Annotated in this window: 24 protein-coding genes; 11 read left to right on the top strand and 13 right to left on the bottom strand. The window is 61.0% G+C overall.

What is annotated here, in order from left to right; genetic code table 11:
- The first annotated feature begins 33 nt into the window (after positions 1–33).
- Both OKA05_RS11065 and OKA05_RS11060 read left to right on the top strand, forming a co-directional pair.
- Entirely contained in the window at positions 34–2,400 is a 2,367-nt protein-coding gene (locus OKA05_RS11065; RefSeq protein ID WP_264487203.1) for an endonuclease/exonuclease/phosphatase family protein, read from the top strand.
- Positions 2,397–3,044 carry a TVP38/TMEM64 family protein gene (locus tag OKA05_RS11060; RefSeq protein ID WP_264487202.1) on the top strand — a complete coding sequence of 216 codons (648 nt, stop codon included), beginning with the start codon at positions 2,397–2,399 and terminating at the stop codon, positions 3,042–3,044. Before OKA05_RS11065 ends, OKA05_RS11060 begins: the two co-directional genes overlap by 4 nt.
- Before the next feature lie 36 nt (positions 3,045–3,080).
- On the opposite strand, the gene OKA05_RS11055 is transcribed toward OKA05_RS11060, so the two are convergent.
- The 4 genes from OKA05_RS11055 to OKA05_RS11040 form a co-directional block, all read right to left on the bottom strand.
- Entirely contained in the window at positions 3,081–3,323 is a 243-nt protein-coding gene (locus OKA05_RS11055) for a hypothetical protein (RefSeq protein ID WP_264487201.1), read from the bottom strand.
- 107 nt (positions 3,324–3,430) lie between these two features.
- Positions 3,431–4,117, bottom strand: coding sequence for a superoxide dismutase family protein (locus OKA05_RS11050; protein WP_264487200.1), 687 nt, complete (start codon positions 4,115–4,117; stop codon positions 3,431–3,433).
- A 14-nt stretch (positions 4,118–4,131) separates the two neighbouring features.
- The gene (locus OKA05_RS11045) at positions 4,132–4,842 is read right to left on the bottom strand and encodes a hypothetical protein (protein ID WP_264487199.1); all 711 of its coding nucleotides are present in this window, start codon (positions 4,840–4,842) and stop codon (positions 4,132–4,134) included.
- Between the two features lie 32 nt (positions 4,843–4,874).
- Positions 4,875–5,264, bottom strand: a complete 390-nt coding sequence (locus OKA05_RS11040) for a hypothetical protein (RefSeq protein WP_264487198.1) — start codon at positions 5,262–5,264, stop codon at positions 4,875–4,877.
- A 213-nt stretch (positions 5,265–5,477) separates the two neighbouring features.
- Between OKA05_RS11040 and ku the strand changes: the two genes are divergently transcribed.
- The 3 genes from ku to OKA05_RS11025 all read left to right on the top strand — a co-directional run bounded on the left by ku (position 5,478) and on the right by OKA05_RS11025 (position 9,542).
- On the top strand, positions 5,478–6,374 hold the full coding sequence (gene ku / locus OKA05_RS11035) for a non-homologous end joining protein Ku (RefSeq protein ID WP_264487197.1): 897 nt from the start codon (positions 5,478–5,480) through the stop codon (positions 6,372–6,374).
- A 36-nt stretch (positions 6,375–6,410) separates the two neighbouring features.
- A complete protein-coding gene (ligD, locus tag OKA05_RS11030; RefSeq protein WP_264487196.1) occupies positions 6,411–8,735 on the top strand; it encodes a DNA ligase D in 2,325 nt (774 codons plus the stop codon).
- A gap of 282 nt (positions 8,736–9,017) precedes the next feature.
- The gene (locus tag OKA05_RS11025) at positions 9,018–9,542 is read left to right on the top strand and encodes a DUF892 family protein (protein WP_264487195.1); all 525 of its coding nucleotides are present in this window, start codon (positions 9,018–9,020) and stop codon (positions 9,540–9,542) included.
- 6 nt (positions 9,543–9,548) lie between these two features.
- Here OKA05_RS11025 and OKA05_RS11020 read toward each other — a convergent pair whose 3' ends face one another.
- From OKA05_RS11020 to OKA05_RS11000, 5 genes are all read right to left on the bottom strand, one after another.
- Positions 9,549–11,390, bottom strand: a complete 1,842-nt coding sequence (locus tag OKA05_RS11020; RefSeq protein WP_264487194.1) for an AsmA-like C-terminal region-containing protein — start codon at positions 11,388–11,390, stop codon at positions 9,549–9,551.
- Positions 11,391–11,392: 2 nt separating this feature from the next.
- A complete protein-coding gene (locus tag OKA05_RS11015) occupies positions 11,393–11,680 on the bottom strand; it encodes a hypothetical protein (protein ID WP_264487193.1) in 288 nt (95 codons plus the stop codon).
- Between the two features lie 264 nt (positions 11,681–11,944).
- On the bottom strand, positions 11,945–13,042 hold the full coding sequence (locus OKA05_RS11010) for a flavodoxin family protein (RefSeq protein ID WP_264487192.1): 1,098 nt from the start codon (positions 13,040–13,042) through the stop codon (positions 11,945–11,947).
- A gap of 40 nt (positions 13,043–13,082) precedes the next feature.
- A complete protein-coding gene (locus tag OKA05_RS11005) occupies positions 13,083–13,355 on the bottom strand; it encodes a GNAT family N-acetyltransferase (RefSeq protein WP_264487191.1) in 273 nt (90 codons plus the stop codon).
- A gap of 12 nt (positions 13,356–13,367) precedes the next feature.
- The gene (locus OKA05_RS11000) at positions 13,368–14,795 is read right to left on the bottom strand and encodes an OmpA family protein (RefSeq protein WP_264487190.1); all 1,428 of its coding nucleotides are present in this window, start codon (positions 14,793–14,795) and stop codon (positions 13,368–13,370) included.
- 162 nt (positions 14,796–14,957) lie between these two features.
- On the opposite strand from OKA05_RS11000, the gene OKA05_RS10995 reads away from it, so the two are divergent.
- Together OKA05_RS10995 and OKA05_RS10990 are read left to right on the top strand one after the other, a co-directional pair.
- Entirely contained in the window at positions 14,958–15,875 is a 918-nt protein-coding gene (locus OKA05_RS10995) for a glutathione S-transferase family protein (protein WP_264487189.1), read from the top strand.
- A 159-nt stretch (positions 15,876–16,034) separates the two neighbouring features.
- The gene (locus tag OKA05_RS10990) at positions 16,035–16,340 is read left to right on the top strand and encodes a hypothetical protein (RefSeq protein ID WP_264487188.1); all 306 of its coding nucleotides are present in this window, start codon (positions 16,035–16,037) and stop codon (positions 16,338–16,340) included.
- Between the two features lie 103 nt (positions 16,341–16,443).
- On the opposite strand, the gene OKA05_RS10985 is transcribed toward OKA05_RS10990, so the two are convergent.
- The gene (locus OKA05_RS10985) at positions 16,444–16,611 is read right to left on the bottom strand and encodes a hypothetical protein (RefSeq protein WP_264487187.1); all 168 of its coding nucleotides are present in this window, start codon (positions 16,609–16,611) and stop codon (positions 16,444–16,446) included.
- Positions 16,612–16,865: 254 nt separating this feature from the next.
- On the opposite strand from OKA05_RS10985, the gene OKA05_RS10980 reads away from it, so the two are divergent.
- Positions 16,866–18,812 (top strand): hybrid sensor histidine kinase/response regulator, encoded by a 1,947-nt coding sequence (locus tag OKA05_RS10980; protein ID WP_264487186.1) that lies wholly within the window; start codon positions 16,866–16,868, stop codon positions 18,810–18,812.
- Positions 18,813–18,826: 14 nt separating this feature from the next.
- Here the strand turns inward: OKA05_RS10980 and OKA05_RS10975 are convergent, their stop codons facing one another.
- Complete coding sequence (locus tag OKA05_RS10975) at positions 18,827–19,327, bottom strand: DUF892 family protein (RefSeq protein WP_264487185.1); 501 nt, start codon at positions 19,325–19,327, stop codon at positions 18,827–18,829.
- Between the two features lie 295 nt (positions 19,328–19,622).
- Between OKA05_RS10975 and OKA05_RS10970 the strand changes: the two genes are divergently transcribed.
- The 3 genes from OKA05_RS10970 to OKA05_RS10960 all read left to right on the top strand — a co-directional run bounded on the left by OKA05_RS10970 (position 19,623) and on the right by OKA05_RS10960 (position 22,029).
- Positions 19,623–20,195: a hypothetical protein gene (locus OKA05_RS10970; protein WP_264487184.1), complete on the top strand. Its 573-nt coding sequence runs from the start codon at positions 19,623–19,625 to the stop codon at positions 20,193–20,195.
- 391 nt (positions 20,196–20,586) lie between these two features.
- Entirely contained in the window at positions 20,587–20,742 is a 156-nt protein-coding gene (locus tag OKA05_RS10965) for a DUF3309 family protein (RefSeq protein WP_264487183.1), read from the top strand.
- A gap of 132 nt (positions 20,743–20,874) precedes the next feature.
- Positions 20,875–22,029, top strand: a complete 1,155-nt coding sequence (locus tag OKA05_RS10960) for a sensor histidine kinase (RefSeq protein WP_264487182.1) — start codon at positions 20,875–20,877, stop codon at positions 22,027–22,029.
- Positions 22,030–22,046: 17 nt separating this feature from the next.
- Here the strand turns inward: OKA05_RS10960 and OKA05_RS10955 are convergent, their stop codons facing one another.
- Both OKA05_RS10955 and OKA05_RS10950 read right to left on the bottom strand, forming a co-directional pair.
- Complete coding sequence (locus OKA05_RS10955) at positions 22,047–22,310, bottom strand: hypothetical protein (protein WP_264487181.1); 264 nt, start codon at positions 22,308–22,310, stop codon at positions 22,047–22,049.
- 181 nt (positions 22,311–22,491) lie between these two features.
- A complete protein-coding gene (locus OKA05_RS10950) occupies positions 22,492–22,875 on the bottom strand; it encodes a hypothetical protein (protein ID WP_264487180.1) in 384 nt (127 codons plus the stop codon).
- Positions 22,876–23,621 lie beyond the last annotated feature (746 nt).

Here is a 23,621-nt window from a genome sequence, read left to right as displayed (position 1 = left end):
ATCACCGCCCGTCTGCGCTGGCTGCGGCGCGTTGTGAACCGCACCCGTCTCGCTTCGCGTCTCCTCGGCGTGAAGCTTCCTGTCGGCGAAGCGGAGCATCCCGGATTGATCATCCTGCAGATCGACGGACTTTCCCGCAGCCAATTCGAATACGCGATCGAGAAGGGAAACCTGCCATTCCTCTCGAAGCTCATGAGGCGGGGGCACTTCACCTTGGAGAGCTTCTACTCGGGTGTGCCATCTACGACGCCTGCCGTACAAGGCGAGATTTTCTACGGAGTGCGTGCCGCTGTTCCAGGATTCCAGTTTCTTCATCGCGAGTCCGGAAAGGTGATGCGCATGTATGAGGCCGAGTCTGCGGCCGCGATCGAAGCGGAGCTCCGTGAGCGGGGCGAGCAACCGCTCTTGGAAGGCGGTTGTGGCTACTCAAACATCTATCGCGCCGGGACCGCTTTTTCCCGCTACTGTTCCCAGGATCTCGCATCGACGGAGTTGGTGCGGCGTGTCAATCCGCTCAAGTGGCTGGTGCTTGGCCTTGTCTATCTCCCCAAGCTGTTGCGCATGGCGGGGCTTGCCTTGCTGGAGTTCGCGATCGCCCTGGCCGACGCGGTGAAAGGATTTTACGAGCGGGAGAACGTCCTCAGCGAATTGATCTTCGTGCCTGCCCGCGTGGTCGTCTGCATCTTGCTCCGGGAAGCCATCCGCTTCCGCATTCTGCTGGATATCGAGCGCGGGGTTCCCGTCATCCACGGCAACTTCCTCGGCTATGACGAGCAATCCCATCGTCGTGGACCTCGATCCGCCTTTGCCCACTGGACGCTGAAGGGGATCGACAGAGCGATTCGGGACATCTTTCGCGCCGGTGATCATTCCGCCTATCGCGACTACGAGGTCATCGTCCACTCCGACCATGGCCAGGAGCACACGATTCCCTACGAGCGGAAGTATGGACGGGAGCTCCACTCCGCCGTGGCCGAGGTGTTCTCCACCGGGCCCATGGCTGGCACCGAGGTGTGGATGCGCAGGAGGTCCGAACTGCTAGGTGATACCATGGGGCGCTTCCGGAATCTCATGGGCATGCAGTCCGATTCGGTCGCCAGCGGTACTCCGCAGCCGGAGTCCCAGATCATCGTCACCGCGATGGGGCCGCTTGGGCACATCTACCTGCCCCGGCCCTTGGCTTCGGAGGAGCTTGAGAATTACGCATTAGAATTGGTTAAATCGGCGGGCGTTCCGTTAGTGCTGCTGCCTCAGGAAGACGGCACCGTTCGGGCGTTCAATGGCCGTGGTCAATGGTCGCTGCCAACGCACGCGGCCGAAGTGTTGGGTGCATCCCATCCGTTTCTCGCGGAGGTCACGCAGGATCTCGTGGCGTTGTGCTTCCATCCGAATGCCGGAAACCTCCTCATCTCCGGCTGGGATCCCGAAGGAGAGCCTCTCAGCTTCCCGATGGAGAACGGGGCGCACTGTGGTCCCGGGTCCGAAGAAACCCGCGGCTTCCTGCTGGTGCCCGACCGGATCCGGCGCTGGCATCATGCGCGGTTACCGGCCACGGGCACCCGGGTGCGCGGCGAGGACCTGCGCAAAATCGGGCTACACTTCTTGGGGCGGGACGGCACCCGCGAGGAGCGCGTGGCGGAACGCTTGCAACGTGATCGTGAGCTGCCCCTTCGCGTGATGACCTACAACATCCACAGTTGCGTCGGCCTCGATGGAAAGGTCCGGCCGGAGCGCGTCGCGCGGGTCATCAATCACTTCGATCCTGACATCATCGCAGTGCAGGAGGTGGACTGTCATCGACTGCGCAGCCGCGGCTACGACCAGGCGCAGCTCATCGCCGATCATCTGCGCATGACCCATGTGTTTCACGCGATGTTCGAGGAGCAGCGCGAGCGCTATGGAATCGCGCTCTTTTCCCGCCATCCCTTCACGACGATTCGGGCGGACTATCTCACCGAAGCGGACCCGCGACTGTTCCGCGAGGCGAGGGGTGCCATTTGGGTAAAGGTCGAGCCGGAAGGCGGCAAGCCGTTTCACTTCGTCAACACCCACTTCGGGCTGGGGCGCGCCGAACGCGTGCGACAAGCCGATGAGCTGTTAGGCGAACGGTGGCTGGGCACTGTTCCAGCCGACGAGCCGGTAGTGGTGGCTGGCGACTTTAATTCGGGACCTCGTTCACGGGCCCTTCAGCGGCTGCGCCAGCGGTTCCGCGACGTCCAGTTGGCGGTGCCCGGTCACGTCCCGATTCCTACCTTCTCCTCGGCCTGTCCGCTGCTCCGGATCGACCATGTGTTCGTCAGCGAACACTTCACGGTGGAGGGGGTGGACCAGCCGTTTTCACCGGTGGCCAGGATCGCCTCCGATCATCTGCCGCTATGCGCGGAACTCACGCTCCGATGACTCTGACCACCCGGCTGCGACAGCATAAGAAGCTGGTGGTCTCGATCCTCCTGCTAGTTGCCGCTGGCATCGCCTTGTGGAGCTACCGCGACCACTTGAATCGCGAATCCATTGTTGCCTTTGCCGAGGGGCTCTCGCTGCCTCTGTTTGTCCTCGCCTTCTTCATGCTGCCATTGATCGGCTTTCCCATCACTCCGATGCTGGTAGTGGCGGGCATTCGCTTTGGCTTTGGAGGGGGCATGGCCGTCGCCGCGGGAGCTATCCTCTTCCATCATGTCGTGGCCTTCCGGCTCACCCATGGCTTGTTTCGCGAGCGGCTGAGGAACCGTCTTGGTCGCGCCGGCCACGGGATTCCGGCAATCGACCCGAAGCATCAAGCGTGGTTCACCGCGCTCTTCGCGGCCGTTCATGGCCCACCTTATGCGCCCAAGCTCTACTTGTTGGCTCTCACTGACGTCCCATTCCGCATCTACCTGTGGGTCGGTGCGCCGATCTACATTTTCTTCTGCGTGATCCCGATCGGCGCGGGCAGTGCGGTCAACACCCTCAAGCCTTGGGTAATCTACGCCCTGGTGGGGATGTCGGCGGTGCTGCTGGCCGCAGGCTTTTTCCTAAAGAAGAAATACACGCGAACCGGAAGTTGACGGAGCCGATCCCGGCGTTGGCTCCCTGCCAATTGCTCAGAAAATCGAGGTGATGCGGATATCAGAGTAGTCCTTTTCCGCAAGATATTCGAAGGGGCCCACGCCGACCGGCAGCTGCGGAAAGCGAAGCGCAACGAGTGCATCACCCTCTGCGACGAAGCAGGTATCGGCGGGCTCGGTGGAAACCAGTTCGTCCGAACGGATGAGGCAGCCGTCGCCCCAATCGTTCAAAACCTCTGCGCCTTCCCTGAGAAGAAACCCGCCGCGGCCGTCCCGCATGTATACCTCGGAGTGAAGAGTGGTTGTCATATTGTCATTGGTCTGTGGGTGTTGGCTACGCGCGGCAGCCTGAGGTGAACTGGCGATGGGTTCTTCTTGCGACGATGTTACTCGTCCACCGACACGTCGGTGTCGGGTGTCGTGGGACGAGTCTCCTTTTGTTCCGGTTCCGCGGGCTTGCCTTCGCCAGGGGGCTTGGGAGTTGGTGGAGCCGGTTCGGGTCTGGCATCCTTGGAAATTCCAATCACACCGGCGGCGATCCGATCGCCGGCATTCCCGGAGGGTTGGCCTCCATCGTCGGCTTTGGCGTGAACGATGACGGCGCGGCCGATGATCCCGCGTTTGCCTGCATCCAAGGTGATATTATTTACCACCAAGGTCAGCACGGCATTCCCGTCGCCGTCCGCCTGCAGGTTGCCCAAGTCGCCGGCGTGGCGCTCGCTTTCGTCGGGAATGGCGTGGGAATGATCTCCGGGATTGAAATGATCCCCGGCGCTGGAGGCGTCCTCGCTGCCCAGATCGCCAAACTCGTGGATGTGGATCGCGTGATGCGCATTCGGCGTCAGGCCGCCGATCTTGGCGTTGATCAGGATGCCGTCGTCGACCTTGTCGAAGACGACGCTGCCCCGGACATTGCTGTTGCCGATGGGCCGAATGATAGCGACGAGCTTTTTCATCTCCGCCGATGACGAGTGCGCCGAGAGCGGAGAGGTGGATTCCTGGGCGTTGAGGAAAGGAGCCAGAAGGGCAAGAATCGCAAAGCCGCTGGCTCCGAGAGTTTGGTTGGCTTTCATAAGCTCTGATGGGTTCAAGGCGTGACCGTGGCGAGCTGGGGTAACTCCTGTGTACGCTGCCGAAGCAGGCTGTTCACGTTCTCTTGGGCTCGCGGGAGGAGATGCCGCCGGAGCAGGGTCTTCTTCTCTTCGTCAAATGAAGGGTCGAGCAACGCAGCTTCGAAGGTCCGGACGGCAGACTCTTCCGCGGATAGCATCAGTGAGAAGAGCGGGGAATCAGCCAAGCGTCCGCTTGATACATGAGCAAGCTGATCGACCAGGCCATCCCAAGGGGAATTTCCGAGCAGAGGGAAGACCCCTGCGTCTTGGACCGCCTTTTTAAGAAGGCGCACGGCGTCGTCGTGAACGGCCCGGAGATGTTCGACCAAGCGGCGATCCTCCCCATCGAAGCGCGGGGCGGCCCTCCCGTAGCTTTCGCGGCTGGCCAAGGCCATCGCCAAGAGTTGGTTCAGCGCCTCGCCCTCCTCCCGTGGAGGGGGGGCAACCGATCCGTCAGGCGGTGCCACAAGATCCCAGACGCGGGCGGCACCTAATACGGCCAGCAAGGGCGGAGCCAGCGGGATCGCCACGCGGACGGTCCCGGCGAGGAAGCGCAAGATGGGCAGCTTGCCTGCCAGATAGCCCGCTCCAAAACAGGCGGCGATGCCTGCGGCAGGATGACGGGCGATGTATTCGGCACCTCGCCTGGCTTGTCGGTCGAGGGCTGCGAGGGCTGTGGAGGTCACTGGCCCGGTTGGGGAGTCGGAAGGTTGCATGGTTACCAGCGGGATTTGAGTTTATCGAACTGGTGGCCCAGCTCGCGGATTGTATCGTTACCCCTCACCGCGTCGTAGGCGTGATGAGCCTTCTTGGATGCGGCCGGCAGCAGCGAGCCGATGAAAAGGTCGCGCAACGCGTGAGACCGGTGGCGACTCGACAACAACCATCCGGCTGCAAATCCGGCCGCCGCAGCGACCGCCATGTCGGTCCACGGTCGCCGCGAGATTCCTCGGCGGAGATTCGTCAGAAAATGGCGGGTGCCATTACCCGAAGCGTGGAGTTCGTCCCAGTGGGCGTGCCGGGTGGACGCGTCGCGGGTTTCCGTGGCAGGCGCTTCTTCGGCATTCCTCTCCGGTCGATCGGTTTGTGGAAAATTTTGAGCTCTCATAGCACCACCCTTTCCGCAGGCAGCGGGCCAATGCTAGGTGAGCGCCGCCATCCTGCGTGGGGGCGATGGTTGCAGCCTGTTCAGATGGAGCGCCACTGAACCCTCGACGTTGGCGAAGTGGCACGATGCGCCTCTCCGCACGGCAAATTGCATGGGTGGAGGGGCATCGCGCCGCTTCAGCAAAGCGGGCACGGCGTCTGCGAAAGAGAAGTCATGCCACGTTCAATCTGGAAAGGAGCCATCGAGTTCGGGCTGGTAAACATTCCGGTCTCACTCACCGCGGCCGAAGTGAAGCCAGACGTCCAGCTTCATATGGTCGACAGCAAGAATCACGCGCGCATTCGCTATGAACGCGTGAATGCCGACTCCGGCGAGGAGGTGCCGTGGGACCGCATGGTGCGCGGCTACGAGTATGAGGAGGGCCAGTTCATCCTTCTGTCCGACCAAGACCTGGAAGCCGTGCAGCCGAAGCTGACCAAGACGATTGGTATCAGCGATTTTGTGGATTTGAATGACATCGATCCGCTGCTTTTCGACAAGCCCTACTACCTGGAGCCTGAAAAGCGCGGACGGAAGGCGTATGTGCTACTGCGCGAGGCCTTGCGGAAGACGGGCAAGGCCGGCATCTCGCGGGTCGTCATCCGTACGCGCGAGTACCTGTCGGCCATGTTCGTCCGGGAGGATGCGCTGGTGCTCATGCTGCTGAGATTCCCGCAAGAGATCCGGGCCGTGTCGAAGCTCGACTTGCCCTCCTCCGAGGAAGCCGATGTCGGCAAGCGGGAGATGGATCTGGCCCTGCGTCTCATTCACGACATGGCGGCGAAGTGGGATCCCAAGGACTACCATGATGAGTATCGCGATGCATTGATGACCTTCATTGAGAAGAAGATTGAGACGGGCGAGACCGTCGAGGATGTGAAGCAAAGCGACGCCGGTGAGAAAGAACCTGCTCGTGGGAAGGTGGTGGACCTCGCGGATTATCTGGAACGCAGCTTGGGCAAGAAGCCGGCGACGACTCCTAGCAAGACCGCGAAGGCAAAGCCCGCTGCCAAGAAGGCCGCGAAGAAAGCAGCCAAGAAAACCGCACGCAAGAAGGCCAAGTCGGCATGACGGATTCTTTGGAACGGGATGTGCGAAAGCGGTCTCATGGCCATTGCCAAATCCACCAAGCGGGGCGCCGCCCTCAAAAAGTACCGGGAGAAGCGGAACTTCCGCCAAACTCCCGAACCGGGCGGGAAGAAGGCCCGGCAAGCAGGGAACAGCTTCGTCGTGCAGGAGCATCACGCGCGGTCGCACCATTTCGACTTCCGGTTGGAGATTGATGGCGTGCTCGTGAGCTGGGCGGTGCCCAAGGGGATTCCGGAGGAGCTTTCTTCAAAGCGTCTGGCTGTGCACGTGGAAGATCACCCGCTGGAATATGGCGGATTCGAGGGGACGATCCCCGAGGGCAACTATGGCGCGGGCAACGTGGCGATCTGGGACAAGGGCACTTGGGAACCACTGGAAAAGAATTGGCGGAAGGATTTCGCGAAGGGGAAAATGAAGTTCGCGCTGCACGGCCAGCGGTTGAGCGGGCCGTATCTGTTAGCGCGAATGAGCGAGGAACCGAACTGGTTGCTCCGGAAGCTCGATCCCGCAACGCATCCGGAGGCCTTGGAAGCCGAGCCGGAGAGTGAGGTCGCTGCCTTCGTGCCGCCGCAGCTCGCACGTCCGGTGACGACGGTTCCGGAGGGCAAGGAGTGGCTTCACGAGCTGAAGTACGACGGGTATCGTTTGATCGCCGTGCGGAAGAAAGGGGAGGTGCGACTGTTCACCCGCAATCAATTGGATTGGACGGCACGGTTCGCGGAGCTGGCGAAGCGACTGGAAGCGCTCAAGGGCGGGGACTTCGTGCTCGATGGCGAAGCGGTGGTGTTCGACAGCAAGGGCCGGTCGAGCTTCGGCGCCTTGCAGGAGGCTCTGAAGTCGGGCAAGGGCATCGACTTCGTGGCTTTCGATCTTCTTCACCTCGATGGCCGCAATCTTCGGGGCCTAACTCTATCCAAGCGGCTGGAGCACCTGGCGAAACTCGTGCCCAAGGAGACCGGCCCCGTGCGGCGATCAAAAACGTGGCCGTCTGGCGAAGGGGTGGAACTGTTCCAGCAGAGTTGCAAGCTCGGCCTCGAAGGCATCATCAGCAAGCGATCGCATGGCACGTATCAGCCCGAATCCCGGCGCGACTGGACGAAATCGAAGTGCCGGCCGCGGCAGGAGTTCATCATCTGTGGCTTCACGGAACCGAAAGGGAGTTGTCCGGCGTTCGGGGCTCTTCTGTTAGGGTCGGTTGAGAACGGCCGGATGGTGCCGCGCGGCAAGGTGGGCACGGGTTTCACCGACCAGAGCCGCCATCGTCTTTTGAAACAGATGAAGCCACTGGCCACCAGCCGGGCTCCTTTTCCCGCCTCTGAACGTGGGGTGACGTGGGTTGAACCTCGTCTGGTGGCGGAAGTGGATTTCGCCGAACTGACAAGGGATGGCGCCATCCGCCAAGGTAGCTTCGTGTCCTTGCGCGAGGACAAGCCGGCGTCGGAGGTGCATGTCGATCCGGTGGAGGCGACAGGTGGACGCGGGTCTGTCGTGGCGGGTGTCGAAATCAGCAATTCCGACCGAGTGGTTTACCCGGATGACGGCGTGACCAAGCTGGAGGTCGCTCGCTACTACGAGCGGGTCGGTGAGCTGATGCTTCCCCATGTGGCTGACCGGCCGCTGGCGCTGCTGCGCACGCCGGAGGGGATTGCGGGCGAGAAATTCTTTCAGAAGAGCTTCAAGAGTCACGTGCCGGAGCACGTGAAGGTGAAGACTCTGGATGACGGCACCGAGATCCTCTTCATCCACGATGTGGCCGGGTTGATCTCGCTGGCGCAGTTTGGCGTGATCGAACTGCACCCGTGGGGGAGTCGCTTGCCGCTGGTGGACAAGCCCGACGTGCTGGTATGGGACTTGGACCCGGACGAGAAGGTGCCGTGGAAAGAAACCCTGGGTGCGGCGTTCCTGCTGCGTGACTGCCTGGCGGACTACGGGCTGGAGACGCGCGTGAAGAGTTCCGGGGGAAAGGGGATCCACGTGGTGATGCACATCAAGCGTCAGCACGGCTGGGATTTCATGAAGCCTTTCACCAAGGCGGTGGCTGCCAAGGTGGCGGAAAAAAATCCACAGCGCTTCATCATCACCTCGTCCAAAAGCAAGCGCTCCGGGAAGATCTACATCGACTGGTTGCGCAATGGCCGCGGGGCGACGTGTATCGCGCCGTGGGCGCTGCGTGCCCGTCCCGGTGCCCCGATCTCGATGCCGGTCGAATGGGATGAACTGGCCGAGATGGGTCCGCGTGGCTTCACCATCCGCGAACCTGTCAAGGAACCGGCGAGCTGGAAGTCGATCGAGCCGCAGCACTTGCCGGTGTCGCTTGTGCGAGAGATTTCAGGTGGATCATGATTTACCAAGGCGATGGCAGAGGAACCATCAACGGGACCCGGCATCGGATAAGCTGCTCAAGGCGTCGGCGCAGGGCTTTATCAATGACCAGGGGCTGCGGCTGAGTGCAGCCCTTGCCTACTCCTCCGCCTACTTTCCCGAGAAAAAGAGCCGGTAGCGTGAAGGGGTTTTTGAGCGTGCGTCATGCAATTGTCCGGAGGGAAGGTGCAATCCCTCTGAGAGACGGCCCTTTGACGATCAATCTGGAGCGGGTGGCACATCGATTGCGGGATACGGGGTGGGATGAAGACGTTCGACGACGTTCTGGCGGCGGAGCTGAAGGAGCTGTTCAGCGCTCAGCGGCAGTGGCTACTGGCATTGCCGGCGATGATCCGCAGCTCGTCGCGGTCAAAGCTGGCCGAACATTTCCGCCGGGAGGCTCGAGAGACCAAGCGTCACATCGAGCGCATCGAAGAGATCGCCGAGATGCTCGGGATTACGCCGCGCGGCCGGGTGCATGCGCCGATGAAGGAGCTGGTGAAAGCGGCGCACGAAATACTAGGCGACGAAACGGATGGGGTGATCTCCGATGCCCGTCTGATCATCGTCGCCCAAAGGGTCGCACACCTTTTGATCTGCGGCTACGGGACGGCACGCACGCTGGCCCGGGTCCTGGGACACGAGGCGGTGGAAGCGCTACTCGCCACGAGTTTGGCGGAGAAAGAGGCGGACGACCGGTCACTCACGAGCTTGGCGATCGACCTCTATACGGTGGCCGGGCCGGCGGATCCGGTGGCGCCGGTGCTGGATGAGCCGTTCAGGCCTTGAGCCGGGCTATCGGGGAGCTCCTTCGTCGGCCTTTTTTTGAAGCCAGCGGAATGGAAGCTTGATGCTCTCGACGATCACCGTGCCGGAGATCTTGCCTGCTTCTTCGATCGTTTCCACGGCGACTCCGACCGTGGCGGAGGCGGCATTCGATACGAGCTTCGGCGGTCCCAAGGGCTTCACGCGGATGTCATCGTAAGGGCCGGATACCTCCATCTCCAGAAGCCTGCTCAGGGGATGAGTGACCAAGCCAGGGAGGCCGTCCAGCTTGCCCCGGGCGACGCCATCGACACGGCGTCGCTTCAGATCCACGGTTCCCTTTGCGGTGACGGTGAGTGAACCGCCGGTTGCTTTGAAGTTTGGCACTTCGACCAAGTTCGAGTTGGCGACGAAGTCGGCATAGAACGCGCCTTTGCTGGCGCGCTTCACCCCCGGAATCATGGCAGTGAAGAGCTGCCAGACTTGGTCGAGCAAAGGCACTTCGATGACGGGCGCGTCCTCAAGGCGGAGGCTGCCTTTCCCGCTGAGGGTCTTGTCCCCGGTGTCCACGCTGCCGCTGTAGCTTCCGAAGAGGAGGCCCTTGCCAGTGGCCTCCTCGCCGGACCATTCCTTAAGCTTGGCCAGGCTGATCCCTTCGATTGTGACCTTTCCGGCTGTTAACACCGGATCCTTGTATCGGCCGCTGACGCTGACCCGGCCGTCGAAGACGTCTGCGGATAATCCATTTAGTGTCCAAGTTGAATCGTCGTACGCAAACCCGCCGCTGATCTTCTCGATTTGAATTTCGCGGTCGCCCTGATCGATCGTGAAGCTTCCCTTGCCGGAAGTCGCCACCGACTTGACCGCGAAACCTTTCTCCGGGGTCCAACGGGCTTTCTCAACACGAATGATGGGAAAGCTCTCGCAGCGCAGTTGCTCCGGCAATTTGGCAGCAACCAACGGGATGTCTTGCGCGAGTTGCCATAGGTCGGCTGGTCCTGACAGGGAATCGAGATTCCACTGGTTGGCCTCGGGCTGGTAGCTTCCGGAGAAGTTGTCGGTTCGCCCGGCGTCATCTTTCAGGGTCCCATCGATACGATAGGGTGAGATACCCCAGTCTGCCTTGGTCACCTTGAAGTCCGACTTGCCCGAGGGAAGTACGAGGGTTGCCGTAATTGTGGACTGCTCCGAGGACATGCCGGCTGCAGCACTGACGCTTCTCAGGGGAATGCCGTGCCAGCTCGTCACGGTTCCGTCGCCCTTCAGGTCCGCGTTCCAGCGTGGTGGTCCGCTGCCACGGGCATCGACCGAGAAACTCCCGGTCATGCGAAACTTATCCGAACTCATTTTCAGCACCGCCAAGGTCCCGCGAAGAGCGGAAAAGTCAGGCTCGTATCGAGAAGGTCCCTTCCCGGATTCCAAAAGGATCGTGCCGGTGGTGGAGACGACGAGGGATTCGTGGCGAGCCTCGGCCTTGGTCACTTCGATTTTTCCAGGATGCGCATCGAATTTCAGATCGACCTCCTGCAAGCGAATCTCTCCATCGCTGTCACGCAGCACCAGCTCGCCGGGGCCGATCCTCCACTGGCTGCCGCCGGCACCTCCCAGTAGCGGGAAGTCAGCAGCGACTCGCTCCGCCCCGAGGACAGGAGATTCGGCACCTCGCCGGAGTTTGACATGGTTAAGGATTAGTCCATGCCATGGGTTCCAGAGCGCGGAACTTCGCTCGAGCGTCCAGCCCTGTTCAGCGAGTTCTTCGTGAAAACGGCGTTCGACCACCCGGCCTGCAATCCATTCGGCCATGATGCCCAAGGCAGCCACTCCCGCGAGCAGGACTGCGCCGCGCCGTACCCATCGACGTCGCTTTCTCACGGTCATGGGGTCAATACGGCCTGATTATGCCGTGGGAGGTAGCGGTCCCACTCGATGATCTTGTGGAAGAGCGGTTCCAACTGTTCTGTAAGCGGCAGTGGGTATTCGCCATGAGCGTAGTCCAGAAGATGATCGGACAACGGAACTGCGGCCGCGCTCACCTTGATTTCCGCGACCAGTTCGCGCCGGTCTTCGGGGCAATGTTCCGGAGAGCGGAAGTCATCGTCGCTATAGGGTCCGAATCGTTGCTCGTATTCCCGCTTCCGGGTAATGGTGTAGTCGCTGTTCATGGTGGTTAAGGGGTTTGCAGTGCGGCGAAATCGTTGTCCCCTGTGGTGGCATTGCTTCCACGCGAAGGCGTGCAGGAATGTTGTTTAGAAGATCTATCTTTCGTCCCAATCCCATGAGCCATTGCCGTGCCGTAAGTTGTGGGCGTTGTAAGTCATTGTATGGGTGGGGGTTCCAGGCCGTGCGGGTTTCGGGTGGCTGAAGGATCATCGCAATTTTCCGCTCGAAGGGTGCAGTTCGCGTGCTTCTGCGGGATTCCGGACAGCTCACTTCGCTCGTGGCGCGGGCAAGTCGTCACCGGGAGGACGACGTCCTGAACGCATCTCGGTCACCGCTTGAACCAGCGTCGTGGCCGCGTGGCGGGTTTCCTCTTGAATCGCCGCATCGCGATCAAGGGCCTCATGGCTGGTGGCGTAGGGTTCGAAATAGCCGATGTAGCGGTCGAACACGGCGACCGGACCCGCAGAGACCAAACCAATTCCAGAAAGCCAGTCGTGGAGATTGCGGCGCACCCCGCCGCTTCCTTCTGCATCCCCGTGCACGATCACGGAGAATAGCCGCCCAGCCAGATGCTTTGGATAGTTCCAACCGTTGAGCTCGATCTCCTTTGCCTTGGCTGCGTCCTTTCCTGAAGTGCTGGTGGGATCCGGATTTCCCCCGTCAGCACAGACGAGGCGATCGATCATGAGCTTGAGTCCGGAGGGAACTTGGAACCAGTGGACAGGAGTGATGATCATGATCCCATGCGCGGCTACCCAGCGCGGATAGAGTTCGTTCATCCAGTCCTGCACTTGGCCCAGGTAGTGGTTCGGGTAACACGAGCAGGGCCAATGGCAGAGTGGCATCGCCGTGGAGACGCAGGCCTTGCAGGGAAAGATACGGCGTCCGTACTCGGCGGTTAGCAGCGACAGGTCTAACAGATCGACCTCGCAACCGTCCGCTTCGAGCTTCGTGCGCGCGATGCCGGCGAGGCGGAAGGACTTGGCTATTTCCCCGGGGCAGCTCTCGTCAGTCCGGGGCGAGGCACTGATCAGGAGGACGCGGGTGGACCGGGCGGGGTCTTCAAACTCCTTCTGTGCTTCCTGGATGCGTGTTCGGGCATCGAGCCATTCGGTCGCCAGCTCGTAGGAAGGATCCTGGAAGCCTGATCCGGCAGGCCGGGAAGAAATGGTCTTGCGACGCTCCTCGTAGGCATCGGCGGCGATCCGGGTAACCTGATCGACGGCATCCTTGGCGTCTTCGAAAGCCGGGTCGGCAAATTGTTCGCGGTAGCGACGCTCAAACTCAGCACGTGGCAGGGGGAGCGGGCCTTGGCCAATTCTTACGATGGGAGAAGAAGGGGAGGGGGAAGACGGCGATTCCATCCGGCAACCTAACATGGAAGCCGAGGGCGGGCAGGTGATTTCAATCAACCAGATCGTGATACTCCGGATGCCGCTGGATCCATGCCGCCGCGTATCCGCATAGTGGCCGGACCTTCTCGCCGCGGGAACGCACGATCTCAAGCATGCCAGTCATCAATCGCCCTGCGGTGCCGCGACCCCGCAAAGCGGGATCAGCTTCCACGTGGGGAATGATGAGAACTTTCGCCTCGCGCCTGTAGTCGGCGTAGGCGAGCTTGCCTTCCTCCTTGAGTTCGAAGCGCTGGCGGGAGGGCTGATCGGTCACGAGGCTCATGAGGAGAAGAAACTAGCGATCGGCAGGCGCGTCGATTCGGGAAACGACAACGCGGCGATCTTGGCGGAGCAGATTCTCGGGAGCGTCAGCCAAGTGATGTGCTTCGCTCTCCCCATAGCCGAAGGGAATCAAGCGATCCGCGGGTACGCCGCTGCGGACCAATTCCCGCACGATGGCTTCGGCACGGAGTTGTGAGAGCACTTGATTTTCGGCCGACGTCCCTTCTGCCGAGGCATGGCCTTCGATTGCGAAGCGGGAGCCTGCCAGCTCGGAGTCGAGCATCGCCTCGGCGAGGGCCATGACCATGTCAAAGGCATGGCCGTCGGCGAACTGCGTGGATCCTTCAAGGAACAAGATATCGTGGCTGGTGACGGTGGAAGAGGAAACCACGGGATAGGAAACGACCCAGGCATCGCCTCCGCGATATTCCAAGGGGATGCGTTGACTGAAGACGGCGGCATCCTGTTCAGCCGCGGGCATGATGCTCACGCGCTCAAGCTCGGCACTCGCGAGCAACACCGCGGGGACGTCCTCGCGCGAAGGATAGTACACATAGCGGCGACCCTCGTGGACGAAATAGGGCTCGGGCAGTATCGGTTCGCCTGCCGCGGCTTCGGCCGGGGCGGCGGTTCGGAAAAACGGTGGAATTTCGCGGACCTCAGCTTGGCCCCGCAGTCGTTGGCGGAGGAACTCCACCGCAGGACGACGATCGGCACGGGCCGCCCGCCGTGCCGCTGATTGATCGGCGCGATTGAACTCCGCGCGGGAAAGGTTGCTCTCCTTGCCGAGAATGTCTTCGACCATCCGGCGGGCCTCGTCTCGGCCTTGGATCTGGAGCTTCCGCTGATGAAGATCTTGTGCGAGTTCCTCGTGAGCGCGGACGACGTTCGCTTCCGCGGGCGGGAGTTCTTTCTCTGGCTTAAACGGTGCGGGTGGGGCATTCCGCCGACGATCCTTCGGAGATGTTTCTCGGGCATCCGGGCTCGCCTTGTCGTCGTTGCTATCCTCTACCTTCGCGGCTTCGGGCCCCGCCTTGTCGCTGCTGGCGTCCCGGGTGCGTCTGGCGTCCGGCGAGGCTTTGCGAGGAGTGGCGTCCTCGGTCTTCCTGGCGTCGGGACTGGCCTTCTCATCGGTATCGCGTTGATTCCGCGAACGCTCGTTTGCCTTGGAATTGTCATCTTCCACCGGCCGGGCATCCTTACCCGCCGGCTGGGTCCGCTCCCCGGCAGGGCGCTTTTCGTCCTCAACCGGGCGGGAGTCTTCGCTGGCACGTCGGGTGGTGTCTTCGACAGGTTCGGAGCGCTTTGACGCTCTTGTAGAGCGATCTTTCAACGGCTCGGATTCCGGGTTGGCGGGCTCCTGGGCATAGGCCGAGGGGAGGCTCAGCAGAGTGGCAGTCAGCGCCGCGAAGACCCGGAGAGAGGAAGAGGAAGTTTTCATGAGTACGTTCGTTGCTCAATCCGTTCCGTCTTGCGACACCCGTAACTGTAAGGATTCCAAGAGCGAAGCGCTTGCGGAGCGTGCAAGCCGACCTCTCACCCGGTGCACCGTGCAACGATAAAGAAGGATGCATCATCACGAGAGTGGTGCTATCCGGTCACGATGGCTGAATTTCCTGACGAAATGAAGGAGGGGCAGTTCGAGAGGCAGGAGGATGCCTTTCGCATGTGGGTGGGGAAAGCGGGTGGTCCGCCCGTGGTGGACGGGCGCTATCACCTCTACGTCTCGCTTGCTTGCCCGTGGGCTCACCGGACCCTGATCGTGCGATCCCTGTTAGGACTGGAGAGTAGCATCGGCATCAGCATCGCGGACCCGGTGCGGGACGAGCGTGGCTGGGCTTTTCGCGAGGGACATGGGCATCATCGCGACGAGGCGGAGGGCTTTCATTTCCTCAGCGAGGCCTACCTCGCCACGGATCCTGGCTTTCGCGGGCGCTACACGGTGCCCGTGCTGTGGGATCGGGTGGAGAAGCGCATCGTCAACAACTCCGAGGATGACATCTGCCGGATGTTTCAAGAGAGCTTCGCCAGTCCGGCGGCTCGCGACCTGTTCCCCCTGCACCTTGCGGAAGAGCAGGCGGAGGTCAGCGACTATCTCTATCAAACCGTGAACAACGGCGTCTATCGTGCGGGCTTTGCCACCACCCAGAACGCCTACGAGGAAGCGGTGCGCGATCTGTTCCTGGGGCTTGACGAGATGGCGGTCCGCTTGGAGCGATCGACGTTTCTCCTGGGAGAACATCTGGTGGAGAGCGATCTGCGCTTGTTCTGCACCTTGATCCGCTTCGACTCCGTCTACCACGGCCACTTCAAGTGCAACCTCCGCCGGGTCGTCGATTGCCCGCCACTGCTGCGCTTCATGCGGGATGTCTACCCTCTGCCCGGCGTGGCGGAGACGGTGAATTTCGACCACATCAAGCGCCACTATTACGGCACCCATCGGGAGCTGAATCCGAGTGGCATCGTGCCCCTCGGTCCCGCGGCCGTGTTCGAGAAGCCGGGCACCGGGGGAGGATGCTAACGAGAGGAAAATCGGCGGGTCCTAGTGAAATGACTTAGGCGAAGTAAGGTGCGCTGGCGTACAGCATCGCGGTTGAGAGTTCCGAGGCACGGATTATGCAAGAAGACGCCACTTACGGCTTCTTTCTCCGGAGGCCTCGCGAAATCCCTGCCCATTGCCATGCCCGTTCTTTCCTACGCCTCGCTTGAAGACGTCCGCCGATGCATCAAGCAGCGCCGTCGAATGCGCTTCATTTACCGGAAGGTCGAATACATCACGGAGCCCCATCTTTTCGGGAACTTCCGCAAGACCCGCGCCTTCGTCCTCTGCGCATGGAAAACTCATCCGCAGGAAGGATGGGATTACTTCCGGCTCGCGGAGATGCGCGATCTGGACATCCTCTTGGAGTGCTTCGGAAACGCCCGCCCGGGATTCAATCCTTACGATCCGAAGATTGAGATCGTCGACACCTTGATTCGCAGTTGAATGCGACGGCGGCAGGCGTCGGCTCCTGCGGGCCGCTTGTATGCGGGTGTGCATAGGGAAGCGGAAAGCTCGGATTTCCGCGTGTGATTTCGATGCGGTGTGACTAGCCGTCGATGCGGGTAATCTCTCCGCTATTCCCGTTGTTGCTTGTGCAGTTCCGAGCCGGTTCCTTGGTGTCTGTTCCCTTGTTGTCGCCCTTGGGCTTGGCCGCCGAAATGAGGCGCTTGATATCTTCATCGCCGAACCACGCGTAGCACAACCGGGACTTCATAAGTTGGTCACAGTGGCGGCTTGCAGGCAGGTTCGCCATAGGCCTTCTCACGCAATGTACCGTACGCGATTGGCTTAGGCGAACGGTCCTGGCCGGATGCAGCATGCACGACGAATTCTCGCGAAGGGGGCGAAATGCTCGTCATAGCAAATGAAACATCGTGACGGGATATCAATTCGTGGCGGGCACTTCATTTGCTGGAATCCCTTCGCCTCCGGTTGCTGGAGGATCTCCTCCCCCTTCGCGTCTTGGATATGAACGCTCTTTCCGACCAAACCGCCTCGTCTGACTCCCAAACCGATGACTCCTCTTGGCTTGAAACCAGGCTTGTTGCCTTCGACGAGATTGTCGCGGTGGTTGAGGAATACGCGATTTTCACGCTCACGCCTTCGGGTGAGATTCTTGATTGGAATGCCGGTGCCGAGCGCATCATGGGCTACCGCTCCGAAGAGATGATCGGGCAGAGCAGCGGCTGCTTCTTTTCCGAAGTCGAACGGGCGGGTGGAGTGCCGCAGGGCATTCTTGAGATCGCAATCCGGGATGGCTCCTTCACCGGCGAAGGGTGGCGCTTGCGCAAAGGCGGAGAACGCTTTTGGGGTCACGTGACCATTACCGCGCTCAGGTCTCCAGAGGGTGAGGTCCAAGGCTTCCTTCAGATCACCCGGGACCTAACGCAACGCCGCATGACCATGGAGGCATTGCGGCAGAGCGAGGAGCGGTTCCGCCTGCTGGTGGAGAGCGTGCGAGACTACGCGATCTTCATGTTGGACCCCGAGGGTCATGTGATGAGCTGGAACATCGGGGCCCACCGCATCAAGGGCTACGATCAGGATGAGATCATCGGCCAGCACTTCTCGATCTTCTATCCCCAGCCGGCGAAGGAAAGCGGAGTGCCTTTGAAGTTACTCGCTCAGGCGCTGAGGGAAGGTCGCGCCGAGCAGGAGGGCTGGCGCATGCGCAAGGACGGAACCCGCTTCTGGGGTCATGTCCTGATCACGCCGCTCCTGGATCACAGCGGTGAACTCCGCGGCTACGCCAAGATCACCCGCGACTTGACTGACCGTCGCCAGGCGGAGTCGCTCCGGGAGGCCGGGCGGCGCAAGGACACCTTTCTGGCCACGCTTGCCCATGAGCTGAGGAATCCGCTCGCGCCGATTCTACCCGGGGTGGACATCATCCTGCGTTCGCCGGGCGATCCGGAGAAGGTCGCCGGCGTGGCAGCGATGCTGAAGCGGCAAGTGGATCAGATGGCCCACCTGATCGATGACCTCGTGGACATTTCCCGCATCACCACTGGCAAGATCGAGCTGAGGAAGTCGCAGGTGGCATTCTCGGAGGTCATGGAGCGGGCTTTGGAGGCAATCAAGCCGCTGATCGAGCGACAGGAGCAAGTGCTTACCTTGAACCTCGCTTCCGGTGACTTGAGGATCGAAGCGGATCCCCACCGGCTTGCTCAGTTGTTGTCCAACCTCCTCTCGAATGCCGCCAAGTACACGCCTACTCGTGGCCACATCCAGCTCTCGGTGATGGCGGAGTCGGAGGAGATGTTGAAGATTTCAGTAAAGGATGACGGGCGGGGTATCCCGCTGGAGTTCCAGCAGTCGATCTTCGAGCTGTTCGATCAGGGGGGCACCGGGCCTGCGGAAGGGCTGGGGATCGGCCTCACCCTCGTTCGTTCCCTGGCAGAGATGCATGGCGGGAAGGTAACGGTCGCCAGCGGCGGAGAGGGGCAGGGCAGTGAGTTCACGGTGCGGCTGCCGGTTCTCGTTCCCGGCGAGGGGTTGTCCAGCCCGGTTCACCCCGCTTCCGCAGATCCAAACGTGCCCGCAGCGCTGCGCGTGGTGATCGCAGACGACTCCCGCTCGGCGGCGGACATCATGGGCATGTTCTTCCGCATGGAAGGCTTCGAGGCCGCGGTTGCCTACGATGGCGATGAGGCCGTCACCCAAGCCCGGGCGTTTCAACCGGACCTCGTGGTCCTCGACCTGGGCATGCCCAAGATCGATGGCTTTGAAGCCTGCAAGCGGATCCGCAAAATGTTCCCGCAGGCGGTGATGGTCGCCTTGAGTGGCTGGGGCAGCCGGGAAGACCGCCGCCGTAGCTCGGAAGCAGGATTCGACGAGCATCTCGTCAAGCCCGTCTCGCCGGACGATCTGCGCGCGTTTCTGGCCAGCTACTTCAAGAAGAGCCGCGCAGGATAAGGATGAGGCTGGGTTCAGCGGAACGCCGGCTGATCCCGCGCCAGCAAGCCGGCGGGCACCAGCGCGTCGCAGGTTTCGGGATAGCGGTCGAGAAGGAGATCCAGCAAGCCATCGAGCTTTTCCACGTCACCTGCCAACCGCACCCGATTTGCCAAACTACGAGCGACGCCGTAGTTCAGGATTTGCAGCCGGTGCAGCGCAGCGCTGATGGAATGAAGATCGTCGTCGCCGGGGAAATGCCAGGCCGTTGCGCGAAGTGCTTCGCGGCTCTGACTGATGAGCCGCCGCATTGAGTCGCAATCGTCACCGGCCGAGGAGATCCGGTGGGTGGCAGCCATGATCTCCAGCGTGTCACGGCGCTGGCGGGAAAGCTCCAACTCCTGCTGCAGGCCGGTGCGCAGGCCCCTTTCACTGGCGTGGGCGGCAAGCTCCGGGAGGAAGCTGATCAATTGAAGCTCGCTGCAGTAGAGCATGCGCAGCTTCCGGAAGAACAAGCTCAAAAGGTCGGTTGGCATCGTAGTCGGGCGTTCGCAATTGTTATGCCAGATTCGTACCGGGGGGCCTCAGCCTGCCGGCGCGGTTTCAACGAAACAGTGAACAGCCTGCTAGGGCACTTTGCAAGTCAACATCGCAATTGGCATCGCCTTACCGGCGACCATCAGCCGTTCATTTCGCCTGCGGCTGTGGAGTCGGTGGTTTGGGTTTCGAATGCCAACATTTTGCCGCGGCACCGGAAGCCGACGAGGAAGGATCTGGGAGCGTTCTCAGTCCATGCTGCAAGCGGGCATGGCCGCTGCGAGAGCTACCCCGATGAATGAAATCCACCGCAAGCACCTGACCGCCTACCTGAACGACATGGTCGCTGTTGAACGCGACATCTCCCAAGCTGTTCGCGGGCAGCTTGAAGACGAACGGGTCGACCGTCACGAAGGGCTTCGCGACATCTTGCTCGACATCGTGGCGGGGAGCGAGGGCCGGACCGATTTCTTGCGGAAGATTTCCCAGGGCGGAGGCGGCGCGCTTGGTGCCGCGGTCAAGGGGACGGTCATGGCGGTCGCAGGCACCCTGGCCGGGATCTATGGGAAGCTCAGGGAGCACCCGGTTTCCCGCATGGTGAGGGACGACATCATCGCCTTGGACGTGGCCGTCACCGGCTACGGGATGCTGCTGACCATGGCGAGGTGTCTGGACCAGAAGGAATGCACCGCGTTTGCGCAACTGGCGTTGCTGGGTTGTCCTCCGCTAGTGAGCCGGCTCGATCATGTGCTTCCCCTCGTCATCGCCCACGAGCTGGCCGAGGATGGCCCTATTCCCGTTCCGGACGGAGTGGAGCTGGCCCAAGATGCGATCCGCCAGGTGTGGCAGCAACTGCCGCCGCCATGACCAAGTTGACGAGCCCCTTGGGCATTCATGCATCCTTCGGCGGATGGCAGGGACAAATGCAATGCCACAGTGTAAGCGGCCGAGCAGTAACAGTCCAGAATTCCCTTAGGTGATGGGTTCCACGCCATTATCAGGTAGGGAACAGGGCCTGCTGAATAGAAAGCTATGAAAGCGTTCCTCTTTCCCCGGAGTCTTGGCTTCTTAGTGGTGTTCTCGTGCCTCACGGCCTGTGGCAATTATTCCCGACCGGTGAATCATCAACCTGATCCCGGTGCTCAGGCGCTGTCCACTGGCGAACCTGCCGGCGGAGAGTCGGCTCCAATCGGGGGGCGGGTTGATCTACCACCTCAACAGCCTCGCAGATAGTTATTTTAACCATATACCAAAAGTCATGATTGGAACCATTCTACTTGTAATCCTGATCCTAATGCTCATTGGTGCGCTCCCTACGTGGGGACACAGCCGTTCGTGGGGTTATGCTCCGAGCGGCGGGATCGGCCTGATCCTGGTGATCATCATTGTCCTGCTGATCATGGGAATTCTCTGAGGGTAAGGGTGTGCGGTCGATACTTGCTCTTGCGCAGGTCGGGAGGTCCATGCGGCCGGAAGTGCGGTCGCGGGAGGTTTTGAGTCCCACCTCAAGTCTTGTAGTGGACTCCGGATCTGATAGCCATCCCGCATGCACTCGCTATTGGCGAACCTCGGCCTTCTTTTTGATACGTCCGATTTTCCCGCACGCTGGCATTGTGGTGACTGGACCCCGGCGCACGGGTGGTTCCATATCATATCCGACCTTGCGATTGCCGCCGCCTACTCGGTGATTCCCGTGGCTCTCGCCGGCTATTGGTGGTTGAAGCGCGGGGAGCTCGCCTTTCCCCGCCTGTTTTGGCTGTTTGCCGCTTTCATTTTCAGTTGCGGGGGGACTCACGTGATCGAGGCGGTGATCTTTTATCATCCCATCTACCGCTTCTCTGCCTTGGTGAAAGTCATCACCGCGGTGGCGTCTTGGGCCACCGTGATCGCGCTCTGCCGGATCGGGCCGCAGGCGATCCAGCTTCCGGGCTTGCAGCGGGCGAATGCGCGGCTGGAGGAACAGCTCCAGAAAACTCGCCTCGCCGAGTCCTCGCTGGAACGCAGCAATCGCGACCTTGAGGCGTTCACGGGCTTGGTAACCCACGACTTGAGAAACCCGCTCAACAGCGCCCTGTTCACGACTGAACTGGCGCGCGAGACTGCGGAGAAAGGCGCATGTCCGGCGCTTGTCGGCCAGCTTCGACAAGCAGTCCAATCCCTGCGCCAAATGGAGGCTCTGATTCGCGAGTTGCATGCTGATGCCCTGTTGCGAACCAGCGCCGGCGAAATGAAAGCCGTGGGTTTGGATGAAGTGGTGAAATCAGCCCGATTGAACCTGGCACCGCTGATCGCGGATCGTGGGGCGATCATCGATGCCACCCCTTTGCCCTGGGTCCAAGGAAGCTACACGATGCTGGTTCAGCTCTTCATCAATCTGTTCGAGAACGCGATCAAGTATGCCGGTGAACGGCCGCCGCGTATCGTAGTCGAAGGCACGGTGGGGAGCGGTGGGCGTATTCTTGTCCGCGTTTCCGATCAAGGGGTAGGGGTGCCCACGCATGCCTTGGAGTCCATCTTTGAATCGGGGATTCGAGGCGAGAATGCGCGTCATCTTCCCGGTAGCGGACTAGGCCTGGCATTCGCGCGGCGGATCATGGAAGCCCATGGCGGGAGCATTTCCGCGCTTCCCGTGGTGGAGGGAGCCGCGTTCGAGTTGGACTTCCCGGCCGCTCTATCCGACGAGGCCGCTCCACACGCCTGAGAAGGGCGGGATGCAGTCTAACAGAATGGAACCCAGTCAAATTTGGCGCAGCTCCCGTCGCTACTACTTGAGACGTAGTGGCCGAGAATGATCAACTCGAGCTCGTCTCCTTCCTCGAAGCTTTCCAAGTTATCCATGGCGAGGAACATCGACACCTTGCCGATTTCTTCGGCTTCCTCAGCGGTGACCATGGCTGGACAGTCGCTGAGTTCGAGGATGCGACCGTCCTCCGGTCCACCGACGAACTCGATCCGCGTGATGATGTCGTTTCGGATCTTCATGCGAGCTAGAAATGCAGCCGCCGTGCCATGTCCGCCCGGGTGGCCTGCGGGAAATACGGGTGCTACCAAGTTCCTTTGTAACCCGAAGGAAATCCCAAACGGAGCGATTGGGACGGGGGTGGACGAAAACTTCCAGCCGTGCTTCCGGCAAACTCGGAGGAGCAAATTGCACGATACGTGATCAAAGGCTGGTCTTCAGCGTGTTGAACTGGGCTTTCAAACGTTGGATCATCTGCTCCTGCTCTACGATCCGCTCGTGAAGCTCCTGCATCTGGGCGATTGCCCTGCCGATGGGAAGGTTGTGTGACGGGGGTAGATACGGAATGCCTCTTCCTTGTGAGGCCTGCTTGCGCCATGAGGAAATGCTGAGGGCAGACAACTGGAACTTCCTGGTGGCGGCCGTCTGGCCACCGCGGCCGTGCTCAGCATTGTAGCGGTCCACGAAGTCCAGCACTTCGGCTTTCTCCCGCAAGGTATAGCGCTTGCCCCTCAGGGAACTCGGGACGTTCTTCGATTTACTGCTCATGAACGGCGGTTCATAGGCGTCGGTGGCGAGGGCTGGCAAGGGTCATGTTAGATGGATGCATCATGCATGATGGGATGTCCGAGCTATGCTGCGCCACACCGTATTCCTTGGCGGGGGGCGCAACTTCAACTGGCACTCGGAGTCATTCTCTCCGTCCGCCCCCGAGCGGGTGAGCCACTATCATGAATGCAGGCTGCCGCAGCAATTTGATGCGATCATACACATCGATCACATTCACCCGAGCCTGCCGAAAAAGCGGCGGGTGCGCTCATGGAGAGCACCCGCCTTCTTGGGTTCGGTTCTTGGGGGGAAACGAGGGAGAAAATCTGGCGAAGGTCGGGCCGCTGTTTAGCGCGACTTGAGGAGGCCCTCCGCCACGACCACCAGACTTGGCCGATTAACGGCCGGGGTGAGCAAGGCGGACGCCAAGCGCAACGCGGCGGCGATTTCGGCATTGGTGGAGTCAGGCAACTTCCGTTTTATTTCAGCGACAAGTTGGGAGCGTTCGGGACGTGGTAAGGAAACCGTGAAATGGGAACGATGACTCTTTTGCATGGCAACCAGGACAAGGGTAAGAGGTGGTGAGGGGAGTCGACTTGCCAAAGGCTAGGGGATGTTGCTCCGCCTGTCTTTCGGGAGATGTACGATCGCTTTTGTACGCGAAAGTCTTAGAGGCTGTCTGAAAAATGCTCAGGCCGCGATTCTGGTGAGCATGCGCTTGGTCATGGAGAGATAGATTAGCGCTTCGGAGTGTTCGATCCGGACTTCATGGTCGCGGATCAACC

This window comes from Luteolibacter arcticus (assembly GCF_025950235.1).
Taxonomy (GTDB): Bacteria; Verrucomicrobiota; Verrucomicrobiia; order Verrucomicrobiales; family Akkermansiaceae; genus Haloferula; species Haloferula arctica.
The sequence above is the reverse complement of the archived record's forward strand: the minus strand, read 5'-3'. Positions and strand labels throughout refer to the sequence as shown.